General features: G+C 49.2%; 14 protein-coding genes. 13 read left to right on the top strand and 1 reads right to left on the bottom strand.

Annotated elements, in window-relative coordinates; genetic code table 11:
- Positions 1-389 (bottom strand): alanine:cation symporter family protein (locus QF669_00550; GenBank protein ID MDP6455935.1); only part of this gene is annotated, 389 nt, incomplete at its 3' end.
- 210 nt (positions 390-599) lie between these two features.
- Here QF669_00550 and lepA point away from each other — a divergent pair.
- From lepA to QF669_00615, 13 genes are all read left to right on the top strand, one after another.
- Positions 600-2405: a translation elongation factor 4 gene (gene lepA, locus QF669_00555; GenBank protein MDP6455936.1), complete on the top strand. Its 1806-nt coding sequence runs from the start codon at positions 600-602 to the stop codon at positions 2403-2405.
- Positions 2406-2496: 91 nt separating this feature from the next.
- Positions 2497-3216, top strand: a complete 720-nt coding sequence (locus tag QF669_00560) for a CPBP family glutamic-type intramembrane protease (protein ID MDP6455937.1) — start codon at positions 2497-2499, stop codon at positions 3214-3216.
- A 22-nt stretch (positions 3217-3238) separates the two neighbouring features.
- On the top strand, positions 3239-4057 hold the full coding sequence (gene amrB / locus QF669_00565; GenBank protein ID MDP6455938.1) for an AmmeMemoRadiSam system protein B: 819 nt from the start codon (positions 3239-3241) through the stop codon (positions 4055-4057).
- Between the two features lie 107 nt (positions 4058-4164).
- Complete coding sequence (locus QF669_00570) at positions 4165-5019, top strand: zinc ribbon domain-containing protein (protein ID MDP6455939.1); 855 nt, start codon at positions 4165-4167, stop codon at positions 5017-5019.
- Entirely contained in the window at positions 5016-5786 is a 771-nt protein-coding gene (gene lgt / locus QF669_00575; protein ID MDP6455940.1) for a prolipoprotein diacylglyceryl transferase, read from the top strand. The genes QF669_00570 and lgt overlap by 4 nt, the downstream gene beginning before the upstream one ends.
- A gap of 7 nt (positions 5787-5793) precedes the next feature.
- Positions 5794-6702, top strand: a complete 909-nt coding sequence (locus tag QF669_00580; GenBank protein MDP6455941.1) for a hypothetical protein — start codon at positions 5794-5796, stop codon at positions 6700-6702.
- Positions 6695-10090, top strand: a complete 3396-nt coding sequence (locus tag QF669_00585) for a hypothetical protein (protein MDP6455942.1) — start codon at positions 6695-6697, stop codon at positions 10088-10090. Before QF669_00580 ends, QF669_00585 begins: the two co-directional genes overlap by 8 nt.
- Entirely contained in the window at positions 10077-11504 is a 1428-nt protein-coding gene (locus tag QF669_00590; GenBank protein MDP6455943.1) for a BamA/TamA family outer membrane protein, read from the top strand. The genes QF669_00585 and QF669_00590 overlap by 14 nt, the downstream gene beginning before the upstream one ends.
- The gene (gene rnr, locus QF669_00595) at positions 11504-13588 is read left to right on the top strand and encodes a ribonuclease R (GenBank protein ID MDP6455944.1); all 2085 of its coding nucleotides are present in this window, start codon (positions 11504-11506) and stop codon (positions 13586-13588) included. Before QF669_00590 ends, rnr begins: the two co-directional genes overlap by 1 nt.
- Complete coding sequence (locus QF669_00600; protein ID MDP6455945.1) at positions 13588-14607, top strand: DUF4837 family protein; 1020 nt, start codon at positions 13588-13590, stop codon at positions 14605-14607. The genes rnr and QF669_00600 overlap by 1 nt, the downstream gene beginning before the upstream one ends.
- A 107-nt stretch (positions 14608-14714) precedes the next feature.
- Positions 14715-15608: an NAD(P)-dependent oxidoreductase gene (locus QF669_00605; GenBank protein MDP6455946.1), complete on the top strand. Its 894-nt coding sequence runs from the start codon at positions 14715-14717 to the stop codon at positions 15606-15608.
- Complete coding sequence (locus QF669_00610) at positions 15605-16321, top strand: polyprenol monophosphomannose synthase (GenBank protein MDP6455947.1); 717 nt, start codon at positions 15605-15607, stop codon at positions 16319-16321. Before QF669_00605 ends, QF669_00610 begins: the two co-directional genes overlap by 4 nt.
- A gap of 8 nt (positions 16322-16329) precedes the next feature.
- Complete coding sequence (locus tag QF669_00615; protein ID MDP6455948.1) at positions 16330-18426, top strand: glycosyltransferase; 2097 nt, start codon at positions 16330-16332, stop codon at positions 18424-18426.
- Positions 18427-18429: the final 3 nt, after the last annotated feature.

Consider the following 18429-nt stretch of genomic DNA (forward strand, 5'->3'; position numbering starts at 1 on the left):
TCATGGATAACGCGGAAGCGGTGAGAGAGAGAGCATTCGGCATATTTTACGGCCATACCAAAGAGGGCCGTGACCCACATCCAGAACAGGGCTCCCGGTCCGCCGAGACGAACAGCCAGCGCCACTCCGGCGATGTTGCCGATACCGATGGTGGAGGAGAGTGCCGCGGAGAGAGCTTGAAAATGGGTAACGTCACCTTCGTCCTCCGGATTGTCGTACTTGCCCCCTACGACGTCGAAACTGTGCTTCAGATGGCGAATCTGAATCCATCTCAGGCTGAAGGTGATGAACATTCCCGAGCCAAGAAGGATAAAGATTAGCGGCAGTGATATCCAGCCGCTCAGAGTTGCTGTCCATTGATTCAGAAGTTCTCCAAGGTTTCCTAACATATTGTTGTCTCCACGTTATCAAGCTTTGATGATGAGACGAGTCTACTTCTTATACAATTGGCGAGGAGTTTACGATGGCGAGAGGATTATGGCAAACGGGAAAGGGACATAGAGTTGAGAGCTCGGGAAAGCTTGGAAGCTTACCGCTTTCAGTTTCAAGCTCTATTTCGTGTCTTGGTGCCTTAGCAGCGTTCCGGTAAATTCGCCCGTATGAAAACCGAATTCATTCGCAACTTCTGCATCATAGCTCACATCGACCACGGTAAGTCGACGTTGGCCGACCGCCTGCTGGAGATGACGCACACCCTCGCCAAGCGAGACATGAAGGATCAAGTTCTCGATGATATGGAACTGGAGCGGGAACGCGGCATCACCATCAAGAGCCATCCCATTCAGATGCACGTTAATCACAGCGATGGGAATGAGTACATTTTTAATCTTATAGATACTCCCGGACATGTGGATTTCTCCTACGAAGTTTCCCGCTCCCTGGCGGCCTGTGAAGGCGCAATCCTTCTGGTGGATGCCGCCCAGGGGGTAGAAGCTCAGACTGTGAGTCACGCCTACGTGGCGCTGGAAAACGAACTGGAGATCATTCCTGTCCTCAACAAAGTTGATCTTCCCACGGCGCGTCCGCAAGAGGTCTCGCAGCAGGTGATGGATCTCATCGGCTGTTCCGAGGAGGAGATCCTGACGCTCAGCGCCAAGACGGGACAGGGAGTGGAAACTCTTTTTCGTGCTGTAATCAAAAAGATCCCGCCGCCAGCTGACCATTCAAATAAACCTGTTCGTGCCCTGGTATTCGATTCGGCCTTCGATTCATATCGCGGAGCGATTCCCTACATACGGTTGTTCGATGGCATCATCGAACCGGGAATGACGGCCCAGTTCATGTCAACGGGTCGACAGCACGAAATCACGGAGGTAGGCCACTTTATTCTCAAACGGATGAAGGCCGAGCGGTTGCAGTCCGGCGATGTGGGCTATGTGGTGGCCGGCGTGAAAGATGTTAAGGAGCTGAAAGTTGGAGATACAATTACCACAAAGGAGAATGGGGCTTCGGAAGCACTTGCCGGCTACGAGGAGATGAAGCCGATGATTTTCTCAGGTCTCTTCCCGGTGGTGAACGATGACTACGAACGGCTGCGTGATTCTATCGAAAAACTGAGGCTCAATGATGCATCTCTGGTTTATGAACCGGAGACCTCCACTGCGCTGGGGTTTGGTTTTCGCTGCGGATTTCTAGGACTCCTGCATATGGATATTGTTCGCGAACGGCTTGAGCGAGAGTTCGATCTCAACCTCATTACCACGGTTCCTAACGTCAGATATCAGGTGGTGCTAAGAGGAGGAGAAATCGTCGAAATTGATAATCCCACCACGCTGCCGCCTGCTGGCGAGATCGACGAGATTCGTGAGCCTTACGTGGCGGCAGAGATTATTACACCGTCGGAATACGTCGGTGCTCTTATGAAGCTGTGCCAGGGAAAGCGCGGGAGTTATCTCAATACGCATTACTTCTCCAAGACGCGCGTCCAGCTGAAGTACGATCTCCCGCTGGCGGAAATCGTCTTTGATTTCTATGACAAGCTCAAGTCAGTCTCCCGCGGCTACGCCTCGTTTGACTACGAGCATAGCGGATTCCGGGCCAGCCCATTGCAGAAGCTTGATATCCTCATCGGCGGCGAAGTGGTGGACGCCCTCTCTTCAATCACAAACCGGGAGACAGCATACCAGAAAGGCCGGGATCTGTGCCAACGTCTCCGTGAAGTGATACCGCGGCAGATGTTTGAAGTGGTAATCCAGGCATCTATCGGTTCCAAGATCATCGCCCGCGAGACGGTTCGACCTTTCCGGAAGCAGGTGACGGCTAAGTGTTATGGCGGCGATATAACACGCAAGCGCAAGCTGTGGGAGAAGCAGAAAGCCGGCAAGAAGCGGATGAAACAGATCGGCAGGGTAGAGGTGCCGCAAGAGGCGTTTCTGGCTCTCTTTCAGGTTGAACAGAAAAAGTGATATTTTTTTTCACTGAAACAGCATACAGAACCACAACTCTCTTTGGATACTCTCTCCTCGTTATGTTAACCTGCCCCCGTGATGATTGATTATGCAGAATAATACCAGCTACTGGACTCTTTCCCGCTCACCATACTACAGCTTTATTTTTACACTGCCCCTTTTTGCTGTCTACGAGGTCATGGTTCTTTTCTTGAGCCGTGACCAGGTGGCTACTCTGCGCAACGGCGCCGACGTCCTCATGAGACAGTTTCTGGCACTGTTTGGCGCGTGGGGTGCGTACGTTCTCAGCGTAGCGTTCATCATCGGGTTTATGGTTGTTTTTCTTTTCCAAAAGAAGAATTGGAGCATCACTGCTGTCCGTGGCGAGTACCTGCTGCAGATGCTGCTGGAGGGGACCCTTTGGGGAGTGTTGCTTTATGTTGTGATGAAATACTCTCCCGTTTTACTCATGTTTCCGTCCGGTAAGATGCTTTCACAGCAGATCGTCCTCTCCATCGGTGCCGGGCTGTACGAAGAGTTTGTCTTTCGCGTGTTCGCCATCGCCCTTATTTCACAGATCCTTAAATTCATTTTCCTCTGGAAAAAAGTGTGGCGTATTCTGGCAGCCATCTTTATTTCCGCTTGTCTCTTCTCAGGATTTCATTTCGTCGGTGCCTTTGGCGAACCGTTCAACCTGATGCTATTCTTTTATCGACTATTCGCTGGTGTTTTGCTCGGTTCACTTTATGTGACGCGGGGATTTGGGATCACCGCTTACGCCCACATGGTTTATGATTTTGTAGTAGTTTTTAATTTGACGATAAGATGAATCTTTACCTCTGAGTAGCACTATGGTAACAAGAGCAGCGGCTGTGGCGGGAATGTTCTATCCCGACAATCTTGACGTCTTGTCCCGTCAGATAGAAACATACCTCAGTGAAGTACCGGAACATGATGGACCCGCTCCCGTGGGGATCATCGTGCCGCACGCCGGTTATATCTATTCCGGTCCGGTAGCTGCCAGTGCCTACGCATGCCTTCGAGGATGCTCCTTCCACAAGGTCGCCGTCTTTGCACCCAGTCACTTTGATGCCTTTGAGGGACTCTCCATCTATTCAGGTGATGCCATGTACACACCGTTGGGGGAAGTAGAGGTGGCGGTGGAAGAAAGAGAACGGCTTTGCCAAGAGCACGGCGCCGTCAGCTCAGACCTCGGCCACGGAAGCGAACACGCACTGGAGGTACAACTACCGTTCCTACAGAAGGTTCTCGAGCCGGGGTGGCAGCTCATCCCCATCGTTATGGGCCTCCAGAATCGGGAAACGGCGAAGCAGGCGACGGCAATTATTAGGGAATATTTGCAGTCACAAATTCTTGTGGTCATCTCTTCCGATCTGTCACATTACTATCCCTACAATACGGCAAAGCGGATAGACGGTCGCTTCTGTAAAATGATAGAATCGGGTAACCTGGATGAATTGTGGACTGCTTCCAGAAAACGCGAAGTGGAGGCGTGTGGCTTTGGTTCGGTCTTCGCCTTACTCTCAGTGGTGAAGGAGCGTAACAATATAGTGATTGAGATTCTCGATTATAGGAACTCGGGGGATACCGCCGGTTCAAAGGATCAAGTGGTGGGCTATTGTGCTGCAGGGGTGTTTGAAAGATCGTGATGCATTACTCAGTGGTGACAGAAAGCGCATATTGTTCAATGGAACTTTACCACCCCTTTTCGGTTGATTATCCGTAGAGGTCTCTCTAAACTCGAGACCTTGGAGCAATGATTAGAAACGCATTATCTTTTGTCTTTTTAGCGGGTTTTCTTGCGGCGCAATCCGTAGCCGAGACACCATTCGAAAATTTTGTTGTTGCCGTCTGGCCTGAATATGACCATCCCGGCGTCCTTGTAATCTGTACAGGGACTGTAAAAAGTGACAGGTTACCTCTGACACTGGAGGTTCGTGTGCCCGATGAAACCACAGTCGTCATGGCAGTGGGACAGAGCGATACGGTGAGTGACTTGAGCCCCGTTGATCTTGTGCAGAGAGCTGGTGGTCAATGGGTCGATCTAACTGTGGTGCGCAACAGTTTTCAGCTAGAATACTACTTCAATCCGTTTACTGCATCAGAAAATCGCCAAGTGAAGATCACACTGCAACTCAATCAACCCCTTGCCGATTATCACATCGCCATTCAGCACCCTCTTGCCGCCCAGGGATTTACCTTTTCCGAGAAGGAGATGGAGACGTTTTCCGACGAACACGTGACGTACTCCCGCACACATCTCCCGTCTCTTGCGGCGGGATCCGCGAAAGAGATATCCTTTTCCTATCGCAATCCTTCAGGAAGACTCAGTGTCGCTCTCTTACAGGAGATGCTGGGGGGTGACCAATCGTCTCCTTCCGCGACAAGCGGCGGCCGGGAAAAGATATCACGCTTTCGCCTCCCTACTTATGAACCGCTCACCGTATTAGGACTGCTCGCGGTCGCTGTCGGATTCCTTTTCTGGCGATCCAATTCAAAATCGACACCTCCTTCGACCGGTGATGCGCAGAAGAAATTCTGTCATCAGTGTGGTACTAAGGTCAAGGAAAGTGATCGGTTTTGTTCAGGATGCGGTAGTAAGTTGCCGTGAGACCTTTCCTTTTCGAAATCGGTCCCCTCAAAATTCCGTCCTACGGATTCATGCTTGCTACGGCGTTCCTGATCGATTACTATCTTTTGCACAAAGATCTGAAGAGGAGAGGACGCAATCCCGAACTTGCCGGGGATCTCGTGTTCTGGGCTGCCATCGGCGGTATTGTCGGCTCAAAGATCTACTACATGATAGAGAATCATCGCGCTTTTGCCTACGATCCGCTCGGCATGATCTTCAGCGGTTCCGGTCTCGTCTTCCTGGGCGGACTGGCGGGAGGGATGCTGGCGGTTACTCTGCTCCTTAGAAAGAAAAATCTGCCGTGGCTAGAGTTTGCCGATATTGTGGCGCCGCTGTTGATTCTCGGTTATGCCGTCGGCCGCATCGGGTGCTTCATGGTGGGAGATGATTACGGTGTCGCCAGCAGTCTGCCGTGGGCTATGACTTTTCCAAAAGGGAGTCCACCTACCACGATTCCCGTCCATCCAACACAACTCTATGAGACATTGGCGGGTCTCGGAATCTTTGCACTGTTATGGAATCTGAGAACGAAGATTCAAACTGTTGGAATACTCTTTTCCATCTATCTCATTCTTGCTGGAACGGAACGCTTCCTCATCGAATTCATCAGAACAACCAACAAGTACCTGTTTGGCCTGTCTGGCGCACAACTTATCTCAATCATTTTGTTCCTCACGGGTAGTTATCTCATCTTTAGATTCAGTTCAAAGCATGACCAAGAACCAGCCGTCAAGGCGGAGGCCTGACACCTCTTTGTCAGGTCAGATCGGCATAGTCTCAACAACAGTTACGCTGCTACTTTTTCTGACTTCTGCGGTGCCGCAGGTTGTCCGCACGCCGTGGCAGGCGTTGCCTCTGCCTGAAGATTTAAGAAACAAAAATTTTGTACCACATCAGTTGGCCGTTAACCAGTTTGGCGATCTTTATCTGGTGGATGATGAAAACTACTGGCTCGCCCGGATTCCGGGTGATGGTTCGACACCGCGTCTTGCCGGCGGCTGGGGTGATGAGGATGACAAGTTTGCACATGCCACCGATATTAAAGCTGCTCCGGGGCTGGATGTCATCCTCTCCGACCACGCGTCACACAGGTTGCTGCGCTTTGACAGAAAACTGAACTTCATAGATGATCTTCGGTTAAACTCATCCCGGCGTCATCTTACTCTTGAGTATCCCTATAAAATCGGTAAGAATCGGTGGGAGGAAGTGATCATAGCAAGTTCTGCTGCAAGTGAATTGCACAGTCTCTCCGCTAGGGCGGAAATTATTACAGTTATCGGTGATGCTGCCTACGGTGAGGACAGACTTGTTGATGTGACTGACATTGCGGTCAACACTTTAGGAGAGATTGCTGTGGTAGATCGGGGAACAGACCTCCTCTCCATTTTTTCGCGCGAAGGTAGTCAGCTATACAGAGTTGCTATTGATGAGCAACACAATCCTAGCGTCAGCAGTTGGAACGGAAACTGGCTTCTGACGGAACAGTCAGGCAAAGGCTGGATTGTCACCGCAGAATCTCGAGCATTGTACCCCGTTTTGCAACAAGCTAAAAAGGAGCGGCAGATCACCGTTGCCGATGTGGATATTCGTGGTGACACAATCTACGTCATCGATGAATTATCAGGGGAGATCCTTACCGCAAGGCTGAGATACCTTGAGTAAGCTGACCAGAATATTTTTACTTTTGATTACGCTGACAGCGGGAAAGGCGGAAGACGATTCCGTCGCTGTAATGGTTGTCGCCGATACGCTTGCGGTACAGCACGATGATTCTGTCATCACCCTCAGTCACGGCTTTGTGATCCGAGGATCCGAAAGACTATTTATAGGTGATAGACCCATTCACGATTATGAGTTGGAGACGGTGAGCGGAAAAGTTCGTCTTCATAGCCTTCCTTCGTCGCCGACCACTCTTATTATTCATTATCAGACGCTCGCTTCGACGATTCAGACCGTATACAAGCCGCCTATCGATTCGCTGCCCAGACTGGAAGAGATTGCGCAAAAGCCGGCCTTGCCGATAAAAGCACCTCAACTGCCGCAATTCTCTTCCGGTGATCTGCCGCTGGTAACTGACGGTTCACTCTTTAGAGGTATATCGCTTTCGCCTGCCAGTGGCGCGTCCCTTACCGGGGGACTAAACTTCAGCCTGCAGGGTAAGATCACGGAAGATATGACCATCGCTGGTTCACTGTCCGATCAGAATTCTCCCATCCAGCCCGAAGGCAACACCCAGGCGCTGGAAGAAATAGATAAAGTATACCTAGAAGTAAAGCACCCTTTTGCTGATATAACAGCTGGTGACATAGATATGGATATCAGTGCTGGGAACTTTCTGACCATGTCCAGAAGGCTTCAGGGTCTAAAGGTCAAGATGGGTGGTGACGACTCAAAGGTTATGACTACAATTGGCACTTCTAGCGCGAAATTTCATAGAATAGAGTTAATGGGCGAAGATCAGAATCAAGGGCCCTATTTGCTCTATTCGGACAATGGAACCAGAGGAATCATTGTCATGGCTGGTTCGGAAAAGGTATGGATAGACGGGAAGCGTCTGGAGAGAGGAGACAATAACGATTATACGGTGGACTACTCTCAGGGCGAGATCACCTTCACGCCGCGCCGCGTAATAGAATCCAGCAGCCGCATTTACGTTGAGTACGAATACTCAGATTTTGTATACACGCGGCAGATGTCGGCGGTATCTGCAGTAAATCTCTTCTCTGATGGGAAGTCCCGTGCTTCCGTGAACTGGGTTAGGGAGGGGGATGACCTCGATTCGCGGCTCGCCATTGCCGCCGGGCAGGATAGTCACAATCTTCTTGAACTGAGTGGCGATGACGGTATAATGAGATCTACTGCCGTCATCGATTCAGTCGGGCATTACATCCGGGAACCCGCTACAGACGCCGACCCAGATTCTGTCTTTATTTACATATATAACGACGAAAAGTTGGAGAACGAGGTAACCTATCGTGTCTCCTTCCATAATATGGGGCCAGCCGGAATGTACGCGCGCCGTGTCGATAGTGAAGGAGTAGTCTTCTATGAATATGTGCCTCAGAGTGAAAGAGAGGAAATATCAGACCTTTACGTCCCGTGGCGTCCTGTGGCGTCTCCGGAGCTTCATCAGGTGGCTACGTTGGACACAAAAATATATCTCTCCGACTCGACCATAGTCTCAGGTGAACTGGCATCATCCGTACTGGACAGGAATCTCTACTCGTCCCTCGATGACAATGATAACTCGGGCTACGCCGGACAAATGTCCCTCTCGCATTCTCAGGATCTTCCGGGCAATTGGGGTGATCTCAAATTGTCAGGTCTTATTCAGCGACGCGGTGAAGAGTTCGCATCCCTGCAGCGTGATGAACGGGTGGAATTCTCCCGCGAGTGGAATCTCGACAAGGCTACACAATCCTACGCCCAGACGGATGGTCTGGGGCGTAACTTGACTTCATTTCAGATGGGTCATCGTCTCGGTAAAGTCTTGAACAGCACTGTATCCTATGGTGTCTATGACGATTTGTTCCAAAAGGCGCATCGCTGGCATGGTTCCGCATCTATTTCGTCGCCCTTTATTCCACAACTAAGTGTCTCATTTACTCAAGCTGACAGAGTGGTAAATGCTGGTACGGCTTTCAAGATTGTTAATCCTTTCCAACCAGGTAGGTCCAGTTGGCGCAGGCAGAGGATGACAGCGCGATTCCTTCCGGGCGAAATCCATCCGTACCTGCGCTATGATAGCGAGGCGAGTACGGCAGAGTTCCAGTTTTCTGAAGCAGAGGCGGGTGTAGCGCTGGGTGGCAAACTGTTCCGGGGAGATGTGGGATTGGTTCGCCGTGACGATGTAGCACACGCAACATCAGGCGAATGGCAGTGGGAAAGCACCGGCTGGCTCGGTCACCTCGATATGCGGGCTAGATTACCTTCCGGTTACAGATTCAACCTGGTGTTGAGACAGCGGCTGAAATCGTTTGCCGACAATCGCGACGACCTCAACTACGGGCTAGCAAGAGGATCGTTTGGCTACAATCCCCGCAGGAGTATCGTCTCGGGAAAACTCGATTTCAAACTGGAGCAGTCACTATTTGAAGAGAAGGTAGCCGTCTACGACTTGGTAGGAGAGGGGAGGGGCGATTACCGCTATGATAGCGATTATGCTGCCTATTTTCTCGATACGAACGGCAACTTCAGGCTTCTGCATCTGCCGTCTGGCAAGAAGACGCCGTCCACTCACCTGGCTACTGGCGTCCGATTCGCCTTCGACTTTCGCAGGTCTGATCGTTTGCGACTGCGTCCGTTCACGTGGAGATTTCTCGGTAGCAGTGATATTCAGAGTTCCGACTCAAGATTCGCTTATATGGTGGGACCATCCATGTCAGCGAGCGGCTTGCATCGCGCAAGGATCATTCTGCGTCAGGATCTGAATTATGCTCCCAGGGAAAAGAGGAGAAGAGTGCGCCTGACCTCCAACTATCGCACGGAGGTTGTGGGAAAATCATTTCAGGAGTCGTTCGAACGGGTGAGTCTGTCGCACGCCTTATCCGCGGAAGAGCCGTTATTAAACTCCATCACCGGTGTGGTAAATGTTGACAGACACGACAAGGTCCTCAATTCAGCAATCACTTCACGTAACCGAAACGCCCGTGGGTGGAACCTCGATACAGGTCTTAGGTGGCGTTCCACAGAAGTTCTGGAACTGGGCGGCGATATTTACCTAGGAAGCGATAGTGGCTCGAACAGTTTCGAGGACTTTACTGTTTTCCTTCGCGGTGCCGGGATGCACGCCCTGTTTTTTCGTAAAGCGGGAGGCCGCATCGAAGGGTCAGCAGACTACTTCAGGGTCACATCCGCAGAACAGTTGAGCGCCTCTCTTCCGCCAGAGGCGGTACGGGGGATGCAAGTAGGTAATAACCTGCGATCTTCCGTCACAGCCCTGCTCTTCTTCAGGGAAGGGATCTCTGCCAGCGCCAACTTCAACTATATTGCGAATCAAATCCATGATGGACTTTTGACAGTAACGGGAGAAATTCGTGCCTCATTCTAAAACCGTTCTCACACTGTTGATTTTGTCGAGTCTGCTGGGTGCGCAGCCGCTTACTTCGCAGTTGCCTGTACCAGTTTCTAACTGTGATACACTCGTCATTCGGCGTAACTTTGATAATCTGCAAGAGCTGCACTCCTTCATCCAGCAGGAGCGGAAAGAATACATAGAGTCAGGTAGACTGTATTCGAGCCTGGCGCTGGCTGATTTAAAGTGGAGCGAAAGTTCTGCAGGCGCGGTCGAAGCGAAATGGCGCGTATCATCCGTTAAGTTCGCCTCAGTCGATTCGGTCGTGGTTGTGGGGCTGGGTCATCGCAATTCAAAAAAGTTTGCGCGTATTCTCCGTTTCATTAAATCGGCCCCTGCCTCGCAGATGACAGTGGACAAAGCGGACCGTTTCCTTAATGGAATTTCTTTACTAAAGATGGAGAGCGTTCCATATTATGCCAGCTATGCCAAAGAGCGCATAGCCATGGTAGTGCCGCTGAAAGAAGATTTCCACAACAGTTTTCACGGTACGCTCGGATCCCAGCCGCGCAATGACGGTACAAGACGGCTGATCGGCGAACTCAGACTCCACGCGGAGAATCTTATGGGAACAGCGTCAGCGGCGGACTTGTGGTGGTATCGCAAGGATGACCGGTCTCAGATCTTTCGCTTGAGTTACGAGGAACCATTTATCTGGAAGTTCGATTTTGGCATTAACGGCTCTTTCAGTCAAATCCTTCAGGACGGGCTTTATGTAAAACGTGAATCTGCTGTTTCGGTAACAAAGCCTTTCTCGCGCAGCGGAAAATGGTATGTCGGCGGTGAAAACAGTATAGTTACTGCATCCGAAAACGGGAAGGCTCTGGGTATGACGGATCATTCTATCAAGTCTGTAGTGCTTCAGAATGAACAAAATAGGTTTGACAGACGCTGGAATCCTTCGCAGGGGTACAGCTACTCTGTCCGCGGTCAACTGGGCGATTACTCATCGCTTGGAGAGGAGAAGGGTGTTCTCAGTCGGCTGAAATTAGAAGGAGAGGTGGTAAATCAAATTAAGAGTAAGTGGTGTCTCGCCCTGATGGGGACGGCGTCTGTTGTCCATCTGTCTTCCGCACTTCGTCTACCACTGAGTGAAAAACTGAGGTTCGGCGGCGCCTCTAGTCTGAGGGGTTACCGGGAACAACAGTTTGCCGCCGACTGGATGATCCTGAGTCAATTGGAACTGAGGTATCACACAGGTACAGCAAATAATCTCTATCTCTTTTCTGATGCGGGACTCTTCGACTCGCTGAACAACAGACTACTGTCAGCCGGCTTCGGCATTAATCAACTCACACCCGTCGGCATCCTTCGTCTGGAATACGCCCTGAACAGGAACGATTCTCCGGGCAAAGGGAAAATACATGTGCGGCTTCAGGGAGATTTCTGATGCGCACCAAGATTCTCGCAGCTTTTAAAAAACATCCTGAATATATCTTCAGAAAACGCGAACTGGCCAGGCGATTATCCGTCAAGAGAGAAGGGTATCGTAAGTTCAGTGACCAATTACAGAAACTGGAAAAAGAGGGGGTGCTGTTGCGGGTTAGAGGCGGCGGTTACCTATGGGCAGAAAAGAGTGGAAAGGTTCAAGGCAGGCTGGTGTTGAATCAGAGAGGATTTGGATTTGTACTTCAGGCAGAGAGCGATGACATCTTTATTAGCTCGAGGAATCTTGGCGGTGCTATGCACGGTGACCTGGTGAAGGTGGCCGTCTTGCCGGCAACAAGGTACCATAGGAGCGAGGGAAAGGTAGTAGAAATTGTAGAACGGGGAAGCCGTCAGTTGATTGGTGTCGCCTCCAGCGAAAATGGATTTTTTACCCTGGCCATCGAACCGGCGTCTCCTCAGAGAGGAATTCGGCTTGTGAATGCTAATGACTTTGATCTCAGGGACGGCGATGCTGTCGTTGCCCGTGTGCGTGACTGGGGTGGGGCGCGACGTCCAGTTAAAGCAAAAGTGATCCAGGTGGTCGGATCCATTTTCGAGCCGGAAGATGATATGCAGATTGTCTGCCACAAATTCGATCTTGACTCCGCATTTCCTGAAAAGGTCCTCAGGGAAAGTGAACGATTCGGGCAGAAGGATATAGAGAAAGAATTGCAAATACGCACAGATCTGAGAGATCTAGCCTGTTTCACAATCGATCCTGAGAATGCGCGTGATTTTGATGATGCAGTATCGCTTGAGAAGGATGAAGAGGGCAATCTTGTCATGGGCGTGCACATAGCCGATGTAAGTTCTTTTGTGGCGCAAGGGTCTGAGCTCGATAGGGAAGCAAGAAACAGGGGTACTTCCGTCTATTTTGCAGAGGGGACAGTCCACATGCTGCCTGAGTCGTTATCAGCGAAAATTTGTTCACTACTCCCCAATGAAGATCGGCTGGCCCTGTCGGTACTTATGACGCTCGATAAGAACAATGATGTGAAAGGCTCAGAATTCCACCGGTCAGTTATCCGAACGGCGAAACGATTCAGCTACCGGGAGGTTCAAGCCATATTTGATGGGAAACAAGAATCGAGACATGCCGCCAAACTGAAAGAGATGTATGCGACGGCGGAGACTTTGCTCCATAAGAGACACGAGGCGGGTAGCATCGATTTTGACATACCTGAACCGATCTTTCGTTTCCAGAATGGTGGCATTCCACATGAAATCCATCCCAGTGAGCGATTGGACAGTCACCGGCTGATAGAGGAATTTATGCTACTGGCTAACCGCATGGTGGCTGAGAAAGTCAGCAGGGAGATGCCTACCAAACCGTTTATTTTCAGGATTCATGACAAGCCTACAAAAGCCGATATGGAAAGGTTGCTAGATATAGTCAAAAGACTCAATCTTCTTGACAGTGCTTCCTCGAGTCAAGATTCAAAGTATATCAGGAGGCTTCTGGCAGAGGTCGAAGATTCACCATACAAGCCGCTGATTGAAAATCTGGCTCTGAGGACAATGACGAAGGCTATCTACTCAGTCGAGAACAGAGGGCATTACGGACTGGCTTTCAAGTTCTATACCCATTTTACTTCTCCCATCAGAAGGTATCCCGATCTGATGGTTCACCGGTTTCTGAAGACTCACTTCTTTAAAGTGAAAGATGTTCATGCAGTTTCTTCGTCGAACCTCAAGTCGATCGCCAAAAATGCCACCGAGACGGAAATCCGGGCCCTTGAAGCCGAGCGGGACTACATTAAGATCAAGCAAATTCGTTGGCTTTCTCAACATATTGGGGAAAAATTTGAGGGTATCATTTCTGGTGTTATTAGCAAAGGATTCTTCGTAAAACTCAAGGATGCAATGGTTGAAGGTTTCGTGAATATCGCCACTATTCCTAATGATTCATACAGCTATGACGAGACAAGATTTGTCATTATCGGAAGGCAGTGGAAAGAAGAATATCAGATTGGTCGGCAGGTAACAATCAGGGTGCAGGACGTTACGGTGGAAAAACGTCAGGCGAACTTCGAACTTGTAGTTTGATGACTGGCCGTACGCTGACAGCTATTTTTGTTCTGACCGCAATCGTTTTTGCGGTCTCTTGCTCCTACAAGCCGCGCTCGAGCGGCGCTGACAATGAGATCGTTGTTGTAATCTCTTTTGAAGACCGCCGCTTTGTGGAACCGCTGATTGACTCCATCTTTGGCCGCGTCATCTACACACCGGAGGCGGAACGTTTCTTTGATATCGTATATGTTACTCCGGAACAGTTTGAAGAGTATAAGGTCAGAACGAATATCGTTATTGCCGCGCTGTTTTCAGTTGTGGATACAACTGCAGATGTGCTGGTCAGAAACATTCTTCCTGAAAACCAGGTAGAAATGATCCGGCGCGGGGAACAGAATATCTTTGCCAAGCGGGATTTTCTAGCCAGAAATCAGGTTTTCGCAGTTCTGGCCGCTAATAGTGATAAGGAGCTGGCTAAAGCTGTTCAGATTAAAGGCAGATGGCTGTTCGATCAATTTGATTCTGGGTTTCTCGAAAGACAGGCTAAACATATGTACAAAAGGATGGAGCAGAAGGAACTGGCGGACGAATTGTGGCAGAAATACAAATGGAAGATGAGAATTCAACACGATTATGTGATGATCAAAGAGCAGCCGCAGAGGAACTTTATCTGGTTTGGCCGATCCTTTCCCTACCGCTGGCTATCAGTTCAGTGGGTGGATCATCCTGTCACAAAAGCAGTGGATAGTCAAATCGCGGCAGATATGATACATGACTATCCATCGGTCTACTACAAAACAGTAAACTTTACCCATTATTATGAAAAGATTGAGGAGACAACGTTCAAAGGCCGCAAGGCGTGGCGCGCAGAAGGGTTGTGGGAGCACAAGAAAGATATTAAAGGAGGCCCCTATGTATCATATATATTTTACGATGAGCGGACTGACAGAATATATCATATCAATTACCTGATTCATCACCCTTCGGGGAAAAAGATGTTGTCACTACGCCAGATGGACATTATGATCCGCACCTTCGCTACTGATCCAGCTTAACGACCATCGGTCATATCGCCTTTTATACAGGTTGTAGAGAGAAAGACATTATCATAAATTCCTTTAGAAAGGTCTGATCCTGACGATTGCTGAACGGATAGAAACTTATGTCGCGACGGATATTAATAACAGGAGCCTTCGGGCAGCTCGGAGAGGCTGTCATTCATGAGCTGCATCCCCACTTCGAGTTGACAGTCACGGGGCTAAACGTTCCTGAAAACTTTTCCCATAACTGTGACACAGCCACTCTCGACATCACAGACCGGACTTCAACAAGAAACTGTGTCAAGAAGATCGATCCTGATGTTGTCGTTCACTTGGCATCGCACACAAATGTAGATGGTTGCGAGCAGAACAAGGAGAAGGCATGGCAGGTGAATGTAGTAGGCACTGAGAATCTCGTCGATTCAATCAGAGAGACCTCCGCTAAGTTTATTCTCATCTCGTCTGACTACATCTTCAACGGTAAGTCAGGGCCTTACGACGAATCGGCCATCCCAGATCCAATTAACTATTATGGTAAGACAAAGCTGGCTGCCGAAAACGCTGTTCGCGGCAGTGGTAGCCACTGGGTGATTATCCGAACCATTGTTCTTTACGGTAAATCATCAAAATCGGAATCAAGTTTTGTCAACTGGGTTGTATCTTCTCTTGAGGCCAGCAAGAATATCACGGTTGTTAATGATCAGTGGGGGAATCCTACCTGGACCGGAGGATTAGCTGAGGCTATTAAAATGAGTATCATACTCGATATCCGCGGAATCTTTAATTATGGCGGTGCTGAGTATTTGACTCGTTTTGAATTTGCGCGCAAGATTGCCGAAGTATTCTCACTGGACGTATCACTCATTTCACCCACCACCACAGAAACGCTGGGACAAGCAGCTCCCCGGCCGCTCAAGAGCGGTCTTGTAACAGAAAAAGTGGAGGAAATATTGGGTCTGCGTACATATAGCACAGGATATTGCCTCAGGAAGGTCAAAGAGGGGATTGTCGTTTGAAAACGCTTATCGTCACGCCCACTTTCAACGAGCGCAAAAACATTGGTGAGCTTGTTGAAAAACTTTTCACCATTAACAGTAACTATCATATTCTCGTTGTTGATGACAGCTCTCCTGATGGGACGGCAGACCTGGTGAATGAACTAAAGAATAATTATCCCAATATTCACCTGATGTCACGTAGTGAGAAGCTGGGATTAGGCACAGCTTATATTGAGGGATTCAAGTATGCACTGGAGAAAGATTTTGATTGTGTAGTTCAGATGGATGCCGATATGTCTCACAATCCTGATGATGTTCCGCGGCTGATTGCGGCTATTGATGCCAACGATCTGGTCCTCGGCAGTCGTTACTACGACGGTGTGAATGTGGTCAACTGGCCCATCAGGCGCCTGATAATCAGTTACAGCGCAAATCTCTACTCAAGGATTGTCACCCGTCTGCCTGTAAAAGATGCAACGGGAGGCTTCAAGTGCTGGCGGAGGGAAGTCCTTAAAGCTATCGATCTTGACAGCATCAAGTCCCAGGGCTATTCGTTTCAAATCGAGATGACCTTTAGAGCGTGGTTAAAAGGCTACCGCATTAAAGAGATTCCTATTATTTTCGTGGATCGCACCGTGGGAGAGTCTAAGATGACCAAAAAAATCATGCTGGAAGCCGCAATTATGATCTTTAGACTACGGGTCTGGAAAATCTTTGGCTGGCATAAGTAATTGAGACAGTGACCGAATCGAACGCTATAATCTCTGTTATAATTGTTAACTATAACGTTAAGGATTATCTCGCCAACTGCATCTCTTCGCTATTGGAATCAGCTGTTGAGTCAGAGGTGGAGATAATTGTGATAGATAACAATTCTTTCGATGGTTCTGTTGAAATGCTGAACAACGAATTCTCCCAGGTGCAGGTAGTCGCGCACCGCGAAAACGTCGGCTTTGGCAAGGCGGTTAATGCGGGTATCGATCGCGCAAGAGGCGATTATGTCCTTGTCCTCAATCCGGACACCATCGTTCAGGAAGACACGCTGGCAACGCTGCTAAAGCAGATGACTGAACGGAAGAATGTGGCCATCTGCGGGCCCAAAATACTGAATGCAGACGGAACGTTGCAACTCTCTTGTAAGCGCAGTTTCCCAACACCATGGGTGGCATTTCCGAAACTGCTGGGGCTGAGTGCTCTTTTCCCAGGGAGCAAATGGGCCGGGAGGTACAATCTGACATATCTCGATCCTGATGAAGAGTATTCAGTAGAAGCTATCAGTGGATCATGTATGTTTATCAGGCGCGAATTAATTGATGAGATCGGTGTATTCGATGAGAGGTTCTTCATGTTCGGTGAAGACCTCGACCTCTGTTTCAGAGCGATGGAAGCAGGTTGGGAGATTCGATATGTCCCGGACACACAAATTGTGCATTATAAGGGAGAAAGTGTCAAGGTTGCCCCTTTTGACAGCATTCACTGGTTTTATCGGGCCATGAGTCTTTTCGTTGATAAACATTTTTCCAAGACTTCATCCCTGATTACTCGCTGGGGTCTGCGGACTGGTATCTTCTTCAGAAAATTTTCATCTGTCCTGTCGTCGTCCTTAGCCCAGTTGATTCCGGCTGTGCTTGATGTGTCATCGGTGATTACAGGTTTTCTCATTGCCATCCCTCTGCGCTTTGGTGATCTGACACCCCTCTACGAAGGCTACCTGCTGCCATTAGGGGTCTATATTGTACTCTGGTTGATTGTCGGATCGGTATTCCAGCTCTACTCACGATTCGTTCTATCTTACAATCGTGCCATACTGTCGTCAATGCTCGGTTTTTTATTCAGTGTCGCCTTTACCTATTTTTTCATCCAGTTTGCGTTTTCACGCGTTGTTCTCCTGATAGCTTCGCTGGTTATCACTTTTCTGATACCCGGCTGGCGCTTGCTGTCCCATGTATTGAAATCGCGCGGATTTTTCAGAACCCTGAAGGTAAGTCACTCTCCTATTTTTTCCAGACCGGCGCTCATTGTTGGAGCCGGCAGTGAGGGAAGAAGAATTGCCAGAAACATCGGACGCCGCCTTGATACCGGCATATATGTCGTGGGATTCACTGACAACGACTACAGCCGTTTCGCAGAATCTATGGAAGAGTCTGACAATGAGAATACGAAATGGCCGCCTTTTCTCGGAATGCTTGAATCGATCGAAAATATCGTTTCGACTAATAGGATCAGGGAACTTATTTTTTCTTCTGACGGCTTGACAAATGAAGAAATGTTGAGCGTCATGGATGGGACAAAAGATCTCAGGCTGACCTACCGTATTGTACCCAAAGACAGGGATATTCTTCTCGGTAAAGCGTCCGTGGAGGATGTAAGTAACTTCCCGTTCGTCAACATCGAGTACTCTCTTTATCACAGGCTGAATATGATTTCGAAGCGGGCGTTCGACACCGTTGTCTCCGTCTTTGCCATTGTTGTGTTCAGTCCCATCTTACTTTTCTTGCGCCTCCGCTTCCATGAATGGAAGAAGGTCGATTTCTGGGGTGTTGACGGAACCACTTTCAGCGGTCTTGTGACACCCGCTAAAAGTCGAACCTTGAGAGAATTACCGTTGCTTTTTAACATACTTTCAGGTAGTATGAGTTTCGTAGGTATCTCACTTCTCCCTGTTTCCAGTGACTTTGTGAAACTTATGTGCAAACCGGGATTGACAGGTCTTGACCGAATAAAGAAACTGAGGGTTGACTCTGAAGAGAGGTCGATATTTGAACATTACTATATGCAAAACCAGTCGATGGCTTTCGATCTCGAAATCATGATCAGGACCCTTTTTGCCCTCTGAGTA

This window comes from Candidatus Neomarinimicrobiota bacterium (genome assembly GCA_030743815.1).
In the GTDB taxonomy this organism is placed as follows: Bacteria; Fidelibacterota; Marinisomatia; order Marinisomatales; family S15-B10; genus UBA2146.

Excerpts from the sequence above, each read along its gene's own strand:
- lepA (MDP6455936.1), top strand. The coding sequence starts at position 600 with ATGAAAACCGAATTCATTCGCAACTTCTGCATCATAGCTCACATCGAC.
- amrB (MDP6455938.1), top strand. The coding sequence starts at position 3,239 with ATGGTAACAAGAGCAGCGGCTGTGGCGGGAATGTTCTATCCCGACAAT.
- QF669_00600 (MDP6455945.1), top strand. The coding sequence starts at position 13,588 with ATGACTGGCCGTACGCTGACAGCTATTTTTGTTCTGACCGCAATCGTT.
- QF669_00605 (MDP6455946.1), top strand. The coding sequence starts at position 14,715 with ATGTCGCGACGGATATTAATAACAGGAGCCTTCGGGCAGCTCGGAGAG.
- QF669_00560 (MDP6455937.1), top strand. The coding sequence starts at position 2,497 with ATGCAGAATAATACCAGCTACTGGACTCTTTCCCGCTCACCATACTAC.
- rnr (MDP6455944.1), top strand. The coding sequence starts at position 11,504 with ATGCGCACCAAGATTCTCGCAGCTTTTAAAAAACATCCTGAATATATC.
- QF669_00570 (MDP6455939.1), top strand. The coding sequence starts at position 4,165 with ATGATTAGAAACGCATTATCTTTTGTCTTTTTAGCGGGTTTTCTTGCG.